At 48.9% G+C, this 17,892-nt stretch carries 10 protein-coding genes; all 10 read right to left on the minus strand.

All coding sequences use genetic code 11. The features are described 5' to 3' along the window. Window positions 1-288 precede the first annotated feature (288 nt). Window positions 289-7,449, minus strand: a complete 7,161-nt coding sequence (locus HCZ42_RS05325; RefSeq protein WP_167419704.1) for a polysaccharide lyase family 8 super-sandwich domain-containing protein — start codon at window positions 7,447-7,449, stop codon at window positions 289-291. 400 nt (window positions 7,450-7,849) lie between these two features. Further along, on the minus strand, window positions 7,850-8,605 hold the full coding sequence (locus tag HCZ42_RS05330; RefSeq protein ID WP_167419705.1) for a maleate cis-trans isomerase family protein: 756 nt from the start codon (window positions 8,603-8,605) through the stop codon (window positions 7,850-7,852). Between the two features lie 58 nt (window positions 8,606-8,663). Next, window positions 8,664-9,608, minus strand: a complete 945-nt coding sequence (locus HCZ42_RS05335) for a cyclodeaminase (RefSeq protein ID WP_167419706.1) — start codon at window positions 9,606-9,608, stop codon at window positions 8,664-8,666. A gap of 15 nt (window positions 9,609-9,623) precedes the next feature. After that, the gene (gene eutB / locus HCZ42_RS05340) at window positions 9,624-10,598 is read right to left on the minus strand and encodes a hydroxyectoine utilization dehydratase EutB (protein WP_167419707.1); all 975 of its coding nucleotides are present in this window, start codon (window positions 10,596-10,598) and stop codon (window positions 9,624-9,626) included. Window positions 10,599-10,648: 50 nt separating this feature from the next. Next, window positions 10,649-12,055: an aspartate aminotransferase family protein gene (locus HCZ42_RS05345; protein ID WP_167419708.1), complete on the minus strand. Its 1,407-nt coding sequence runs from the start codon at window positions 12,053-12,055 to the stop codon at window positions 10,649-10,651. A gap of 35 nt (window positions 12,056-12,090) precedes the next feature. Continuing rightward, window positions 12,091-13,611 carry an NAD-dependent succinate-semialdehyde dehydrogenase gene (locus HCZ42_RS05350; RefSeq protein WP_167419709.1) on the minus strand — a complete coding sequence of 507 codons (1,521 nt, stop codon included), beginning with the start codon at window positions 13,609-13,611 and terminating at the stop codon, window positions 12,091-12,093. A 155-nt stretch (window positions 13,612-13,766) separates the two neighbouring features. Next, window positions 13,767-14,246, minus strand: coding sequence for an Lrp/AsnC family transcriptional regulator (locus HCZ42_RS05355; protein ID WP_053407142.1), 480 nt, complete (start codon window positions 14,244-14,246; stop codon window positions 13,767-13,769). Between the two features lie 101 nt (window positions 14,247-14,347). After that, entirely contained in the window at window positions 14,348-15,358 is a 1,011-nt protein-coding gene (locus HCZ42_RS05360; RefSeq protein ID WP_175579401.1) for a TRAP transporter substrate-binding protein, read from the minus strand. A gap of 93 nt (window positions 15,359-15,451) precedes the next feature. Continuing rightward, window positions 15,452-16,459 (minus strand): N(2)-acetyl-L-2,4-diaminobutanoate deacetylase DoeB, encoded by a 1,008-nt coding sequence (gene doeB / locus HCZ42_RS05365; RefSeq protein ID WP_167419710.1) that lies wholly within the window; start codon window positions 16,457-16,459, stop codon window positions 15,452-15,454. A gap of 24 nt (window positions 16,460-16,483) precedes the next feature. Further along, on the minus strand, window positions 16,484-17,671 hold the full coding sequence (gene doeA / locus HCZ42_RS05370; RefSeq protein ID WP_053407139.1) for an ectoine hydrolase DoeA: 1,188 nt from the start codon (window positions 17,669-17,671) through the stop codon (window positions 16,484-16,486). Window positions 17,672-17,892: the final 221 nt, after the last annotated feature.

A 17,892-nucleotide genomic window follows, 5' to 3' on the forward strand; every position in this document is an offset into this window, starting at 1 on the left:
TTAGAGAGATAGTAAAAATGTGCGTGGTCAATTGGATAAACGGGGGGAAAGTTGCGGGTAGATATCAGCGATATAAATGTACCCATCATGTATTTTTTTGAGCGCATAGTTGATCGCGAGTTTAACCAACCCTGTCGATGCTTGATGAAGAGATGAAACTTCAGAGTTAAAATTGCATGAAGTACATAACACAGCGCCCACGCTTTCAATCTGTAAAAATAGCCAGCAGACGCTGGCTATTTGTTAGTTTAAAGCATACGGTCACGAAGCTTTATCATCGTGAAGATGTTATTTTGCAATCACAAAATGGTAACTGGCTCCCGCGAGGTTATCGGTTGATACCTTAAAGAAACCATCCTGCCACTGAATACGCTGCTCATCATCGCTGATAATTTGTGAGCCATCAAACAATGGGAACTTTACCTCGACTGAGTTTGCATCTCGGGTCGGTTGAGCGATCCATATATGTAGCTGACCATTTTGTTTTCTGGTAAGCAGCGAAACTTGCCCGCGAACGACCAATTCCGGTGTTGTGACCTCTTCACTCACCCATACGTTTGCCGCGTACATACCTGAACCAGACTCTGCCACGGCATGAATTTGGCCATTTTGATGCAGTATTGTCACCTCTGGTTCTGTTGCATATTGTGCGGTCTGTGCGGCACTCTTTTGTGGCAACAGCACATAAGCATAATGGTTGTTGACTACACTATGCCCAATAGTGCTCAGTAGTCGCCATCCCTGTACTTGAGTGTTATCCATCTTACTGCTATTTAGTGTATATGGCTCAGCCCAGTCTCCCGTCTGGTAACTGCGCTCTAGGGAAACGGCCTGTTCATATGGTAAAACGATACCAAGTTGGCTACCTGACGTATTTCCTTCAATGTGTATTGTGCTTTGCGGCACCGCGCCGTCAGTGAACACTTTCCCATCGACCATGATCACATTATCGCCCTGCTCATTCAGCTTGCGAGCATCCAGTCCGGTAACGGTTTGCGCGAGACGCTCCCCCTGAATGTTTGACCCAATGGCGAGGATTTCATCGTCAAACATGAACCATGATTTCTTCGCTCGCAGACTGTCATCCCAGTTATGGAAGTCCATACCAAATGTTCCTGCCTTTTGGTTGGAAGCACCACCAACCCAATCCATATTGGTTTTTCGACCTCCGCTATAAGCACTGCGACGACCGCCACTGCCAGCTAAGACACGTGTGTCTGAGGTCGTCCCTGGAAGACGCGCCATGTCCATCAATGGCCAATGGTTGTAATGCTGCTCTAAGTCGGCATCATAAAGATAAGTCATCCCGTCTCCGGTGTACCAACCTTTAGCATTTTCACCTCGACTACCAGCTTCGTAGTTGCCTGTACGGTTTGAATGCGCCGCAATACCAAATAGGTAATTTGCCTTTCTGTGTACTACGCGATCCATATTGTGAAACAGGAAGTTCCCTTCAAGTTCACCACGAGCCAGAAGCGTATCATCAGCTAGGATTTGATTGATGATAGGAACGTAGACTAAGTCGGTCGCCACCCCATAACTACTTTGCGTTCTGTTGTTCTGAAGATGGTGCTTCAACAATGCACCTAAGCGCTTCTGTGGTTCCCCTTGTATAGCCGGATATAGCCTCAATAGCGAGCGTAAAAGCGCAGCGCCTTCACCGCTGGATTGCGACCAGCCACGTGCAATAGCGCGACCATTCATCATATCCGGCATCTGGCCTCTAAATAGCAGTGGTTCGTAGGCCTTTTCGACCAGTCCGGTAACTTGTTTCAGTTCCTCTGGGAGTATGTCCGCCCCTTGTAGCACGAACATGACTTTACTCACACCCGATATCACTACCCCGCCATAAGTTCCGGTATAAGGTATATCCACGTGCTGGATAAAGCTACCGTCACGGTAGAAGCCATCACCACGAGTCACTTCTTTTAAAACAGGAGGTAATGCCGCCAGCGCAAGATCGACCTCATCTTTTTTATGGTCAAGCAAGCCACGGATCAATGTGATGAGCACGGTATCAGCACGATTACCGCCAGTATTGCTAAATTGCGAGCCTCGGCTACCTTGGCTGCCATATTGGTAACGTGGATCAGGTAACATGTAACGCGACACTTCGATGGCCGTTTGCATCATCTCTGAAGACAGCTCATCGCGCATTAATACCAAAATGTCGTTGAGTAACATTGGTACGCCAATTTCCCATTCATGCCAGTTTCCCAAATGAGTCATGCCTGTTGTGAAATGGGTGGTCAACATTGTGTTCAACGCATCAATTAAGGTTTGCTTAAGCTCCACACTTCCTTTCAACTCGCCAGGCATATGGTAGGCAATCGCCATCTGCTTAAGCCTGCGGAACGTGTCTTTGATCGCTCGGCCATCGCGCGCTCCTGCCAGAGTCAGGTCACTCCACAGTGCCGAGTGCCATTCACTTTTTGGAGCGATGGACTGCCATGCTGTTTTACCTGACAGCAGATGTTTATCGATTATGGCCTGTGCATTAGGATCGCTCGCCAACTCCGCTGTACCCACCAGATGAGTTTGCCAGTTTTTCAGCGCACCTTGGTAGGTAGCTAAGGTTTCCGAAGGCAAGAAGCCAGAGGCTTTATTCGTCATCACCAATTGCGCTGCATTTGCGCCGTCTGCCTTTTCTTTAGTCGCAAAACTGAAGTAGGTAATTTGGTCTGAGGCATTTGGGTTGCGCAACAACAGATCCAGGTAAGGTTTACCTGTATTTGCATTAATCAGATCGGTCACATCAACCTCAACCCAACGGTCAACGCCTACCTCATCATTGTTTATCGACTTCGTCACGGTGGCGATAGGTGACGTTCTGGCTGTAGTCACGTCAGGTAACGCGTTCCAGCTCAGTAAACGCTCATTCCAGTCGTAGTTATCCAGCTCCACCGCTTGCAAACTTGCCGAGCTAAGCGTTTTCAGGTCAATCACATTGGCGTACACTCGCAGCTTCGCGGCCGTTACTGATGCGCCTGCCAGAGAGGAAAGGTCAAATCGCAAAACGGAACGACGGTCGTATTTACCCGGTCCATTCTTAACGGTCATATACCCCGAGGTACCAAAGTTTTTGTCGGCATTCGCGCCACCTTCAACTCGGCTGTCCTGAATAACGGTCAACTCTAACTCGTTTGCCAAAGCTCTTTCAGCCGCAGCTTTCTTTTCATTATCGACAGTATCGCTGGTTGTTCCGTCGGCCGAATCCTCAGTGGTTGAGCCTCCGCTTTCCATACTGTTGTTACCGCCTTGCGCGCCTGAACCATTACTCGCATCATTGCTATCAGATTCAGAGCTATTGTCAGCGTCAGTGGCTCCGTTTGCTACACCTTGTAAAATCAGCTGAGGTCCGTTACTACCATACTCCTTGGTCGCAAAACTGATAAAGTTTGCCCCTTGATCCGCACCAAGATCGACCAGTTCCAACACTAGGTTATTCATTGATGTTGCCGTGTTAATAGCATCGGCAATATTTAGCTCAATCCATGTACCTTTATCAGCTTCGGTTACGCGCGTAACGTCTGACTGTGCTCGCATCGTTAGGTCAGGGAAATTTCTGTATGTTAACGTTGATTCAGACCAGGCTCCGCCTTCGACCAGACGCGCGGCTATCAAGCGATCAACCCCCTCAGTTTTTACGCCACGTATATACAAACGCAACGTTGCGTTGGCCACTTTATTCTGACCAATTTGGCTGAGGTCAAAGCGCAACAAACTGCGGCGATCGTAAACGCCAGTGCCATTTTTGAGCTGCATGTACCCGCTGCTGCCATAGTTATTCGGCGCTGAAGCTCCCCCCTGAACAAAAGCATCTTCTGTAGGCTTAATCGTCAGACCAGCATTAAGTTTTTCGGCTCCTTCTATCGTTGCCTGATCGGTCAAAGCTCCACCGTCTAACACCGCGACTGCAATGCTATCGTTCAACTTCGTAACATCTTGCCCCTGACTGAACACAAACTGCACGCTATTGCCCATCTGTGCTGCACTTCCCGGTGTAATGAGCTTTTGTGTGGTACTAACACCTTGTTTTATCACCGTCAGATTGACCACGCTGTAAGGCTGTCCCGGTGTGGACACTGTGACGACCAGCTCAGCACCAGAGCGATCTAACAAGACTACGCTTGGTTTATCGACTTTTACGCTAAGTTCCGGCGATAGCGTCAACATTCCGGCTTGATGAAACACGATACCGACAGTGCTTTTTAAGGTATGCTCAACAGCCTGAATTTCAGATGTATTCTGAAGGACCCGAACAGGCAAATTTTGTTGATATTCCGCAGTTTGTTGCGCTGTTTTTCCAGGCGCAATGATGTATTCGTAAGAAGCATCCGTTGGTTTCACACCGTGTGGAATAACCAGCGTGAACACATCTTTGTTGATCACATCGTCTGACTCACCGCTTTTGATGAGTGACCAGCGACCAGACTGGGTTTTATTCGTGAGGCTTCTTTCGCTGGCATCTAAAAAGACGTAGCCAACACCATCATGGTGAACCCAACTGCTGCTTGCGACATCGTGTTCACCCATCGCCACGACTCGTTGACCATTACCAATCGTCACATCGCCATTGAGCAGTGTCTGGTTGAGCGTTGTATTGACATTCTCGCGGTGCGTTGAACTGATACCAGCCCCCAACGCAACAATTTCGCCACCAAAACTAAACCAAGATTTTTTCGCTTTGGTGTTACCACCAGCGTCTGACAATGGAATTCGCTTACCACGCTCTAATCGCCAGTTTGATTCTATTCTTTCAAGGTGTGTGACATCCATGTCCATATCCATGGTTGCGACGCCCACAGCACCGTTACTCACACCGCCAACAAATGTCACATCTTGCATTGGTGAGCCCCAATAACCCGGCGCTTCCTGATATTCTGGTGAAGTCACACCCGGTAACTTACGCCAGTCCCATACTGGGAAGATGTTGTAGTATTCCTTGCCTGACTGCATTAAGAACGTCGAACCAAAGCCCAGCCAATAGCCCAGCAAATTTTCTCCATTACCATTTTCAGAAGGTGACATGCGTTTTGAATTCATCTTTATGCCAAACATAAAGTTGTCTGTCGCGGCAACGGAATAGTCGCTTCGCCAATAGTGACGAAACCCATTCAGCCCCGAAGGGGCACCAAAATAGACGTGTTGTTTGTACGCTAGTGCTTCATCAGCACGTTCCGGTACTAGAGCGGCAATCATATCCATATTGGTAAGCACCTGAACTTTATCGGTTGGATTACCCAACTCGGAAAGTTCCGTCTTAGGACGAGAGATGCCTCGGCCCAACACGTTGTAATCGAGCTGACCTGAACGACTCATCCAGCGCATACCATCTAACAACAGACCCGCAAGCTTATCGATTTTATCTGAAGAAAATTTCCATTGCAGATCATGGACATTGTACGCCCAAAGCAACACTGGATTCAGGAATACTTCACCATAGCCGCCGGTGTACAACTGTGCACCATGCTGATGGAACGACCAGTCTGGCTGAATGCCTTCTTCTGTTGTAACTTCAATGGTGTTTTCAATGTCTTTCAACGCCGCACCTACGATGGTGCTGTCTTGAAGTAATAAGCCGTTGTACAGCACACATAAAGAAATATCGGTTCGGTTAGCACCTGTTTTTTCGGTATTTGGTTCGGTAGGCATTATCGTCGACACTTGCTCCTTCATCGACTCTGGTAGCGCCTCACCCAGTAACAATGCTACTGTACCTAAGTATCTTGGTTTACCGATCTGTTCCCACCACCACTGAGACGTTGGCTTGACGTCGAACCAATGCGTGAGAGCTTTCAGCGTCGCTGTCTTATATATTTCTAAGCCAGTAGATGCATACGCGACAGCAATCTTCCTCATGTAATCGAGGTGTTGCGAAGGCGCCCAAAAGTCTCTCCCTTGAGAAGCATAATCAATCCCCGGCCAGCTGCCGTCTTCGAGTTGCTGAGCAATATATTCATTGGCCTGTGCCAGCGTAGACTTCCCGGATTTGGCACTACGCTTTGCTTCCTGAGTAATAAAGTCAGGTACGATTCGCTGCTGCAGTTTTTCAAAATCGCTAGCTGCTGTTGAAGGTTGATCTGTTTGAACGTCAGACGTGGCGGGTGTATCGATGGCTACTTGAATGTTGTAAGTATTCTCAATCTTTTCTTTTTGATCAGAGACTTTATTTTCGATACGTTCACTGACAGCCAATAGCTTTGTCGCCTGGTTAAGTTTGGCATTAACCGGTGATACTGTAGCGTTAAAGTCTTCGTTCAACTGTTGAATCTTGTCTGCGAGTTTATTAACTCTGTTTTGTAGATATTGTGCTTTTTCTTCCGAAGATTCAGCAGCAATCTCGTCGTTAAGTTGATTAATTTCATTTTGTACCGTTAATACTTGAATATCGAGTTGAGTTTCCAGTGCCAATTTTTCACGGTGGGCTTGTTCTTGTTGGCGCTTAGCTTGATTTTTCAGCCACTGTGCATTCTCAACCTGCTCTTTCAACTCTTTTTCAAAGGCATCCACAATGACCTGTTCTTGATTGCTGGCATCAAAAGGAAACGCATCACTGTTGTCACCAATACCATCGCCATCCGAATCCTTCGATTCATGCGTATTCAGAGGAAATGCATCTTGGTCGTCGCTTACACCATCATTATCGTCGTCGTCGTCCAAACCGTCCGTAATGCCATCCCCATCGGTGTCACGCATTGAAATCAGTTTCACCAACATCTGCGGGTCAGCCAATACCTCTTCGTTCTCAGCAATACTGCGCAATTGTATCGCTTGGTAGTCTATAGGCCCACTTTCACTCTTTATAAACTGATTTATTGCTTTAGCGACAGATTCAAGAGTTTGACTCGCTTTGTTTAAGTCGTGCTGCGTAGGTTGAGTTCCTGAATCGGATAGTACGACGGTAAAACTACGGGCAAACGCATGTAATTGTTGTTGATTTTCACGCAAATAATCTTGCACTAAAGCGTCTTCATCCGACATATTCACCAGCGCAGCAACTTGAGACTTCGCTTCTTCTAACGTTAAGCCTTCAGCACGCTGCTTGCTATATAGCAAATGGGTTAACGGCGTAACGTTGTTAATACCTTCTGGAGCGACCATAAGATAAGATTTTCTCAGTACTTCACCGTGATCTTCATCGATCGTTTGATGTTTAATCACTCTTGTGACCAGTGGATAGTCTTGTGGGTTTCCAGCGAGACTCGTTACGTCAAGTTCTACATATCCTCCTTCCTGAGACAACGCGGTGGGCTCTCCTTCATCAAGTTGAAAGTTTTGATTAACATCAAGCCACACTTGAGCACCACGTAAATATCCATCTATCACTTTCGCTTGATAAGTACGTCTGTCCACGGTCTCATCCCCATGTTTAGACGTATTGTCATCGTGACAGCCGACCGCGATAAGTACAGACACCGTTAACAGCGATAATTTACTTTTACGCAAAAGACACCCTCCAATTATCAGACCAAAATTTTACATTTAGTAAAACGTTATTTCACATTTTTAAAACTATAGGTTCATAGATAAATTGGTAAAGACAATATACTCAGCAAACAGATTGCAATCTCATAATTGATTCATACTATTAATGAGAACTTGATTAACTTCACATAAGGTTATGGTTTGAGAGAATCTACAGGCTGAAGGATAGGTTTGTAAGACATAGCATCGACATTTAGACGCTCTTCGAGAATATCTAACTCAGTGGCGCATGGGCTCGAGTGGAGATAACGTGCAGAGCGCTGAGCATTCGCAACTATTGAGACAAAACAGCGGATGAGCCTAGTACACAGAGGCGTTCTCGTTAGGCTCACTACTTTGAAGAAGGTGACTCCCTATACCGTTAGTTTAGGCCTTGCGCGGAGCTATCGATCAATCTCAACGCGTCCCACAGCATGACTTGGTTTGAACTCAACACAGGAAGAGCAAAACGTTGGCTAAAATGGGGCAGTAGATGCATCACACGCATATTGGTACATGAAATAAACACCGCGTCCGCCTGATAATCAATTGAGGCCAATAACTGCTCTAACGCGTTCTCTATATCAGCGCCACCAATGGCTGGAATGTTTGGATCATAATCGAGATTGAAATGACCAAACGCCGCCACCTCGATGCCTTGCGCTGTCATCGCCTGATAGAGTGGCAGATTCACTTCGTTGGTGTATGGCGTCAACATAACAATACGTTTTGCCTGATGATATTCGAGAGCGCGTAACACGGCCTGCCACGGATTGGTGGTCATCACTTCTGGACGTTCTTGCCGTATCAGTTCACCGATCTGCTCAGAACCAATCAGCATGCTCGCCGATGTGCATCCAAACGCAACCACGTTGATGGGCCACATTGGGGCAATCGTCTGCATGCAGTCACGGATGCTGTGCTGCATTTCGTGAAGATGTTGCAAATCGACACTTCCTGTCGTCAAAAAGCGGGAGGTGTACAAGCGGACATCTTGCGGTAGATGCTCACGCCATTCATTTTCGAGCACATAATCGGTTGCAAGCTGCATCAGCCCAATCGCTCGTTGGTAAGGGGAAACATCCGGTGTAAATTCAAACTGGGTGGTCAAGCAGTCAAATGTGCAGAGCTCTGGCATGGGTTAAGCCCTCAAAAAGAGCGGTGATCGCCCACCGCTAAAGTCACAGGAAAATCGGTTAGTTGGAGAGTTGTTGCGCGGTGTAGTTGGCAATTGCGGTATCTTGAACGCCCGTACCGGTTAAATCGCATACTGAGATATCATCCGCGTGACGCTGAAAACGCACCTTGCCACACACGATATCGCCAAGTTCCGATACCGAACGCGTCAACGGTTTTTCGATGTAGCGCAACTCACCGAGCGACTCTGACTGGCTCAGTCGGTCGACAACCAGATGGTCAGCGTTGAGAATCACTGAGGTAGCCAACTCGCGTTTATGCGGGCTATCAGACCCCATCGCGATCACATGCGTCCCGCGAGGAATGTCCTGCCAATTGAGTAGCGGTTCTTTTGATGGTGTGGTGGTGACGATAATTTCTGCATCTCGGCATGCCTGCTGAACGCTCGGATGTATCGTGACAGACAAACCATAGCGCTGCTTCATTCGTTGTTGGTAATCACTCGCCTTAGACTCATCCCTCGCCCAAACATTGATGTGTTGGATCGGCCTAACTAATGCAATCGCGGCGGCTTGCAACTCGGCTTGTAGTCCACAGCCGAGCACAGTAATGTTTGCGGCGTTGGGGGTTGACAAGTGCTTAGCGGAAATCGCGCCCGCCAACGCAGTGCGAATATCGGTGAGATACCCTTCATCAAACAGCACACTATCCACCAGCCCTGTCTTAGCGCTGAACAACACCATCAAACCATTCAGGCTTGGCAGCCCCAGTTTCGGGTTATCAAAGAAACCTGGACTGATCTTAATCGCAAAACGCTCATTGCCCTGAATGTGAGCGGTTTTTACGTCTACCTCACCATTACTCTCTTCGATTGCCATACTGAGGATTGGCGGCATCGTCACTTTGCCCTGACCTAGCGCGCTAAACCCCGCTTCGACGGCTTGCAATGCGTCAAGATTCAGCTTGGTCACTTGCTCGATTTGAGCTCTGTTATAGATTTTCATCCACGTGACTCCCGTTTATTCACGAGCCTGGCGGCCGATTTTTAGCGCGGTTTCAAAAGTATCGGACGCGACATTTTTCCCGCTCACGACCAACACCACTTTCTTGCCTTTCAGATCGAGTTGATGCTGAAAAATAGCGGCTAAACCGACGGCGGCCGCACCTTCCACAGCAAACTTCTCAGCGTCGAAAATATCTGCCATGCCTTTAGCAATGCTCTCTTCACTGACCAGAAACGCTTGGTCCATCACCTGTTGAACCAGCTTGAAGGTATAGCGGTTGTCCAAACCAATGCCGCCACCGAGACTATCGGCGAACGACTCATATTCCGGCACTTGCACAGGCTTACCCGCTTTGAGGCTTTCCACCATCGCCGCGCCTTTATCCATTGAAACGCCATACACTTTGACGCAGCTATTATTAGATTTGGCGGCCAAACCGATCCCACCGATCAACCCACCGCCTGACAGGCCAGCAAAGATAACATCCACATCGGGAAGATCTTCAAGTATTTCCAATCCAATCGTGCCTTGACCTGCAATGATGTCTGGGTGTTCAAACGGCGAGAGATACGTCATCGACTCTTGTTCCGTCAGTCGTAACGCTTCACGCTCAGCGTCATCTTGCGCCTGTCCGACAATACGAACCTCGGCGCCCAGCGCCTTAATTGCGTCGACTTTGTTTTTTGGCACTAGGTTAGACATACAGATCACCGTACGCACGCCCAAACGTTGCCCAGCGTAGGCGACGGCTCGACCGTGATTACCCGTAGAACAAGTCACCACACCATGACGTTTCTGCTCATCGGTGAGCTTGTTCATCGCGTGGGTCGCACCACGGAGTTTAAACGCACCAATGGGTTGTAGCGTTTCCAGTTTTAGCCAAATTTCGCATTGATACTGCTGTGAAAGGAGTGGCGAATAAAGCAATGGCGTGCGGCTTACTAGCCCGTTAATCGCTTTTTTCGCGGCAAAGATTGCTTGTGCTTCCATTGAGTTCTTGTCCTGAAACCGCCCGCAAGGGGCGGTGTGATATGAGGTGATTATTTCGGTTGCCACTGTTTGGAGGTGACGAGATTGTCCATCACCTTATTGACCGCCTGATGCGCTTTATCGACGATGGTGTCGATGTCGTTACGATTGGCGATCAGCGGTGGTGCGAAGCCTAGAATGTCACCATGTGGCATTGCACGTGCGATCAAACCTTGTTCCAAACACGCTGCCGCGATTTGCGGACCCACTTTTAGATTGGCGTCGAAGTGCTCACGACGTAACTTGTCTGACGAGAACTCAAGCGCGTGCAACAAACCAACACCGCGTGTATCACCGACCAGCGGGTGGTCTTTGAAAGTCTCCGCCATGCGTTGCTGCAAGTAAGCGCCAACTTCTGCTGCATTTTGCACCAAACCTTCTCGTTCGATGATGTCGAGGTTACAGTTCGCCGCCGCCGCGCCCATCGGGTGACCAGAATAGGTATAGCCGTGGCCGATGGCCCCCCATTGGTCGGTACCGTCTTCTAGCACACTCCAAACGCGTTCGCCAACGATCACGCCAGACAGTGGTTGATACGCCGAGGTTAAACCTTTCGCGACGGTGATGAGATCCGGCTTCATGTCGTAATGTAGAGAACCAAAGTCTGAGCCTAAACGACCAAAACCACACACCACTTCATCGGCAATTAACAGCACATCGTATTTATCCAACACTTTGCGAATCGCCTGCCAATAACCTTCTGGTGGCGGAACAATACCACCGGTACCGAGCACAGGCTCAGCGATCATCGCCGCCACTGTTTCTGGCCCTTCCGCGAGGATCATCGCTTCCAACTGGTCAGCACAGTACTGTGAGAATTCCAGCTCAGACATACTTTCGTCTTCACGGCGATAGTAATATGGCGCCATGGTGTGCTTGATTCGTTCAAGTGGCAGGTCAAAATGAGCATGGAAAAGTGGTAACCCAGTCATTGAGCCTGATGCGATACTCGAGCCATGATAACCACGGTCACGCGAAATGATCTTTTTCTTCTCTGGTAGACCACGAGCGTTGTTGTAGTACCACACCAACTTAAGCTGAGTTTCGTTCGCATCGCTGCCAGACATGCCGTAGTACACTTTGCTCATGCCTTTCGGTGCCATCTTGATGATACGATCTGAGAGTTTTACCAGCGCTTCATTGGTATGACCGACATAGGTATGGTAGTACGCCAGTTCTTTCGCCTGCTCGTAAATGGACTCGGCCATCTCAGTCCTGCCATAGCCAATGTTCACACAGTACAATCCGGCAAACCCGTCGATCAATTCGATGCCTTCTGAATCGGTGATTCGAATTCCGCTTCCGCTCGAGATAATCCTTCCCGAAAGCTCCCCAGCCGCATATTGCTTCAGGTGAGTTGAGGCATGAAATACGCGTTGACGATCGATCTCTAGTAGTTGTTGGGTTTTGTTGCTCATGGTCCTTCTCCTTTTGGATATCCATATTTCGTGTCTCAACTGCCACTGACGGTAGGCAAAGCGCCTAAGCAGCAATACTTAATTTCGCTATATTCTTCAAAGCCGTGACGGCTCCCTTCACGCCCTAGCCCGGACTGCTTCACGCCACCAAACGGGATTGGGTGTCCCGTCATCTTGACGGAATTGACGCTCACCATGCCGAACTCCAAACCACGCATGCATTGCCAGATCTGGTGAATATCGTGTCCGTACACGTAGGCTGCCAAGCCATATTCGGTGTCGTTACTCATCTCGATGACGTCGTCCAAGTTTTGGTAAGACAACACGCCCGCGACTGGACAGAAATTCTCTTCACGGTAGACCGCCATCTCTGGCGTGACATCTGCCAGCAAAGTCGGAGCAAAGAAATTCTCACCCGGTACCGCGGTGTGAAAGCCTGCGACTAATCTCGCGCCTTTATCCAGCGCATCACGCACCAAATCATGAGCTTTATCGACCGCGGCGCGATTAATCAACGGTCCCATGGTGACGTTGTCGTCCAGCCCATTACCCAGCACTATGGTGTTCATCTGTTTGGCAAACGCTTCAAGAAACGCTTCGTATTTATCTTGTGGAACAAAGATTCGGTTCGCTGCCAAGCAGTCTTGTCCTGCGGTCTGGAATTTGGCGTCCACTGCGGCTTTTGCTGCCTGCTCGACATCCATATCTGGAAGGACAATAAACGGTGCGTTCCCGCCGAGTTCCATACTGCACTTTTTCACGGTTTGCGCCGCGTCACGCAGTAACAGTTTGCCCACGCGAGTCGAGCCAGTGAACGACAGTGCTTTGACTTTATCGGAGTGGCATAACGTTTGAGACACGATGACTGCATCACCGGTAACAACATTGAATACCCCCGCCGGAAACCCTGCACGGTCTGCCAACTCGGCTAATGCCAAAGCGGAAAACGGTGTTTCACTGGCAGGTTTGATGATCACCGGACAGCCAATCGCTAACGCCGCGGCGGCTTTGCGCGTGATCATGGCGTTTGGAAAATTCCACGGCGTAATCAATGCCGCGACGCCAATCGGTTCACGTACCGTCGACAGCTGCGCATTGGGGATATGGCTTGGGATCGTTTCGCCGTAACTGCGACGCGCTTCTTCAGCAAACCAGCGAATGAACGATGCTCCATAATCGATCTCACCTTGGGCATCGGCGAGGGTTTTACCTTGCTCCATCACCATTAATCGCGCCAGATCTTGTTTTGATGCCAAGATCAGGTCATGCCAACGCATTAGAATTTCCGCACGTTCTTCCGCCAACAGTTTTCGCCATTGACGAAACGCTTGATCCGCTTCATCAATCGCTTGATACAACTGTTGTTGAGACAATTTGGTGATGTAACCAATCACAGTGCCATCAGCCGGGTTGTCCACTGGATGAAAGCGGTCGCCACTGACCCATTTGCCATTGACGTATGCCAACCCTCTCACCAAACGTACGTCTTCCATTATTGCCATCATGTCGTGTGAAGCTTTCAGTTCATCGCCATGCAAGCTATGTAGTGCTGTCATGAGTCCTTCTCCCAGCGTCGTTGTCCATAGTTAAACTGTAATGGAGAAGCGTGCTGAATAATTTCTGATGCTAGGCTTCCAGGCGTGAAATTTTTCTTTTCGACACGCACTAAAATAGTGATTTTTCTGCTCCCATTGCAGACACTTTTTCCCTTTTAGAACAACGCGTTTTGATTGATTTCTAACGTTCCCGAATCACGCTTAATGGTTTTAGTCACTATGTAGGTGAAGTAACGTTCAATACCAACTTCAGAGTCAAGCCAGTTATCGATAAGGCGTTGATACTGGTCGATGTCTTCAGACTGAATCTTGAGGATGTAATCCACGCCGCCGCCTGTGGCATAACAATCGGTCACTTCGGGCGAGTGCATCACCAACTGCTCAAAACGTTTGAATGCTTGAGCGTTGTGTTCTTTGAGAGAGACCTCCACCATCACCGACGTGCGTTTAAACAATACATCGGTGTTCACTTTTGCCCCATAACCTTCGATGATGCCGGCTTCTTCGAGCTTTTTGACCCGCTCCCAGCAAGGGCTGACGGACAGGTTAATCGCTTCCGCAAGATGAGATTTGGTGATACGACCGTTGTCGTGAAGAATTTGTAGAATTTTGACATCGTAACGATCGAGGCGCATGGTGATTCTCCCTGTTCGATACCAACCGCGCCAGATGCTGCGATTGGTCAACCGCTATAAAGTGGCCCGCAGGCCACTTTCCTTATGCGAAAAACTTCGCGTTATTGGCTGAACTCTTGGTCGAGCGACTCCAGAACCGCTTTACCACTTTTACCTGTTAGCTCAGCGTATTTGTCACGCATCGCCATCGACGCTTGCTTAAATGCCGCTCTTTCCGCTTTATCTAGCTCAATCATTTGTATCTCCGGCTTCGCTTGTTTGATTTGCTCTAAGCGCGCTTGGTTAAATTCGGCTTGTTTAGCGAAGATAAAGTCGTTCATGCCAGTGATGACTTTTTCTACCTGCTGCTGACGCTCAGCAGAAAGTGTATTGAACCAATTGTTGTTGGTGATCACTGTGGTAGTGAACTGCTGCTGACCCGCCCAGATCATGTAGTCACTGACTTCATAAAACTTCATCTCTTCAATCGCAAACACAGGGTTGACCTGACCATCGATCATCTTCAGCTGCAGTGCGCCGTACACTTCAGAATATGGCAGTGGTGTAGGGTCAGCACCGAAAGATTTGTAGGCTTCGACCAACATTGGCGAAGCCATCACACGCATTTTGAAGTTGTCGAAATCATCAGGTGAACGGATTTCACGGTTGGTCGTCCACACCATTTCGCCTTCTGGGTACATGGTGAGTAGTTTGAGGTTTTTCTGCTCCAATTTACCCCCCAAGGTGTCATAAATGGTTGGGCTGGAACTGAGGACTTTTTTGTTCACCTCATTGTCTTGCGAGAGTAAGTAAGGGATAGAGAAAACTTGCATTTCCGGTACAAAAGAACCAAAGATCCCCGGAGAAGCGTTAGTAAACTGAATAATACCGTTGGCGGTAAGCTCGGTTAGGTCTTCAGACTGACCTAACGTGCCGTAAGGATAAACTTCAACGGTAACATCACCGTCGGTTGCGTTTTCAATACGCTTTTTAAACTCCTGAGCATACGCATCTTGCACCGAGCCTTTGACTTCTTCTAGAGCGAATTTCCATGTTTCTGCGTATGCGTTGCTTGCGAAAAAACTGGCGGCGATCAGCGCAGTGCTAGTTAGGTAACGGTAACTATGTTTCATCGGATTGATCCCTTGTTTCCTTAGTTGTCTGTGAGTCAATTCACCAACGACTGGTGATACGCCAGACCCGATGTTGTGTCGTATCGAAATGGGTTAAATGAGTTCTCCACAATCTTCGGCGAGTACCGCGAGTGTGTCGCCAATATTGACCATGGCAGGAAATCGACGCGCGGCGAAAATACCGCTTCGCTCTGCGCGGTACTCTACCGGTACTTCGCCAGTACGCTGTGTGGAGTAGATTTTGACCAAGACATCGCCTTGCTTAACCGCATCACCTAGCTCAAAAAGATACTCAGAAATACCTTGATGCTTACTCTGTACGTAACAACTGGCATCGGGCATATCAAGCAGTTTGGTCGGCGTCTCAGGTTTTTCATAGTCCCCTTCCAGGTTGCCTGCAAAGCGTAAGAAGTTGCGAATACCACGGTCGGCATACGCGATCGTCTCGGGAGAACTGGTGCCACCGCCACGCAGTTCAGTCGTAACAAACACCTTGCCTTGAGACTCAACGGCGGTGTCATACAAGCTGGTCGCATCCATCTCAAGTAAGATCATGGTATATGGCGCGCCAAAGAGTTTGGCACCCAAAATACACGCTTCTTCCTGATCCGGATTATCGAGGCGATGCGCCGCAGCAAACGGAACGATATCGAGCGTCTTTCCGCCTGAGTGGATGTCTAACGCAAAGTCACACATTGGCACCAAGTAGCGACTAAAGTAGTCGGCGATTTTCTCCGTCACCGTCCCGACAGGGTTGCCGGGAAAGCTCCGGTTGAGGTTACCTTTGTCAACGGGCGAGGTTCGTGAAGCACTCTGCACCGCAGGCAAGTTCATCATCGGCACGATAATTACTCGCCCTTGGATTTGCTCAGGCTGCAACGAGTTCGCCAACTTGAGCAAGCTCGTGATCCCTTCGTATTCATCGCCGTGATTTCCGCCAGTCAGTAGAGACGTAGGCCCCGAACCGTTTTTTATCACTGTGACCGGAATCATGATGCTTCCCCAAGCGGATTCATCATGAGAGTACGGCAGAGCGAGAAAACCGTGTTGGACGCCTTCATGCTCGAAGTCTACCGTGGCTGAAATTGAGCTGTCTTGCATAGCCAATCCTTTCTGTTGTTAAGCTCAGTGTTTAACAAATAAGTGACGAGGGAAATCGCACAGAGTTTTCGCGCCATCGCGGGTAATGACGATACTTTCGGTGGTTTCCAATCCCCAATCTTCGAACCAAAGCCCCGGCATAAAGTGGAAGGTCATGCCTTCTTTGAGTACCGTTTTATCGGTATCACGCAGGCTCATGGTTCGCTCGCCCCAATCAGGCGGGTAGCTCAGGCCAATTGGGTAGCCACAACGCGCACCTTCACGGGAGAAGCCCGCTTTATCCAATACTTTGTTTAACGCGTTTGCGATGTCCGCGCAGGTATTACCCGGCTTAGCCACTTCCAATCCAGCCTCAAGCCCGCGGGTTAGGGCTTCATCCGCACGCTTAAATTTGTCATCCGGTTCACCGAGGAAAATCGTGCGCGACAACGGGCAATGGTAACGGCGGTGTGCCCCTGCGATTTCAAAAAACGTCCCTTCTCCTTTTTTGAATGGTCGGTCATCCCAAGTCAGGTGCGGTGCCGACGCGTCTGCGCCAGATGGCAATAGCGGTACGATAGCGGTGTAATCGCCAAAGTGATCTTCATGCCCAAGTACCGCCTGACGGTTTATTTCCGCCACCAAGTGATGCTTAGGTAAACCAGGTTCAATCATGTCAAATGCCACGCGGTGCATGTTTTCAACGATACGCGCTGCGCGATACATGTACGCCAACTCCTGATCAGATTTCACTGCGCGACACCAATTCACCAGTCCAGTGGCATCCAGCAGTTGGGCATTGGGTAAGTGTGTGGTTAGCGACTCATACGCTGTCGCACTGAAATAGTAATTATCTTTCTCAACGCCGATGCGTCCACGGTCCCAAAGGCGAGGAGCAAGCACGGCCTCCACCAAATAATCCATCGGATGCAAGGGCGGGTTCATCACGTAATGGTCTGGGTAATAGGTGATATTTTCAGCCGACATATACGCAGTGCGATACGCGCCATTCGCGTCTTGGCAGCGGCCAAACCAAACCGGTTCACCCGACGAGCCAACAACCACACATTGAGGTACGTAAAACGACCAACCGTCATATCCGGTTAACCACGCCATGTTGGATGGATCATGAATAATCAACACATCCAACTCGCGCTCGACCATCGAATGTCGAACCTTGGCTAACCGCTCCTGGAACTCATCCAGGGTAAAATGCAAAGCAACGCCTCTCATAGTTTCTCCTTGTTAAAAATCCGACGCCTTATGGGCCTTCGGAGACGTTGAGGTATTTCTACCTTTCATCAGGTCAGCAGACCTGAGTACAAAAATTCTTGCTCATCACCACTGCGATTAAATCTGTTAAACATGAAATCAGCTATTTGACCTGCTACTAGAAGCGATAAATTTCATGTCAATCATTACAATTGTGGTGCATTTTTGTGCATTAGACCGCA

This window comes from Vibrio hepatarius (genome assembly GCF_011806575.1).
Classification (GTDB): Bacteria; Pseudomonadota; Gammaproteobacteria; order Enterobacterales; family Vibrionaceae; genus Vibrio; species Vibrio hepatarius_A.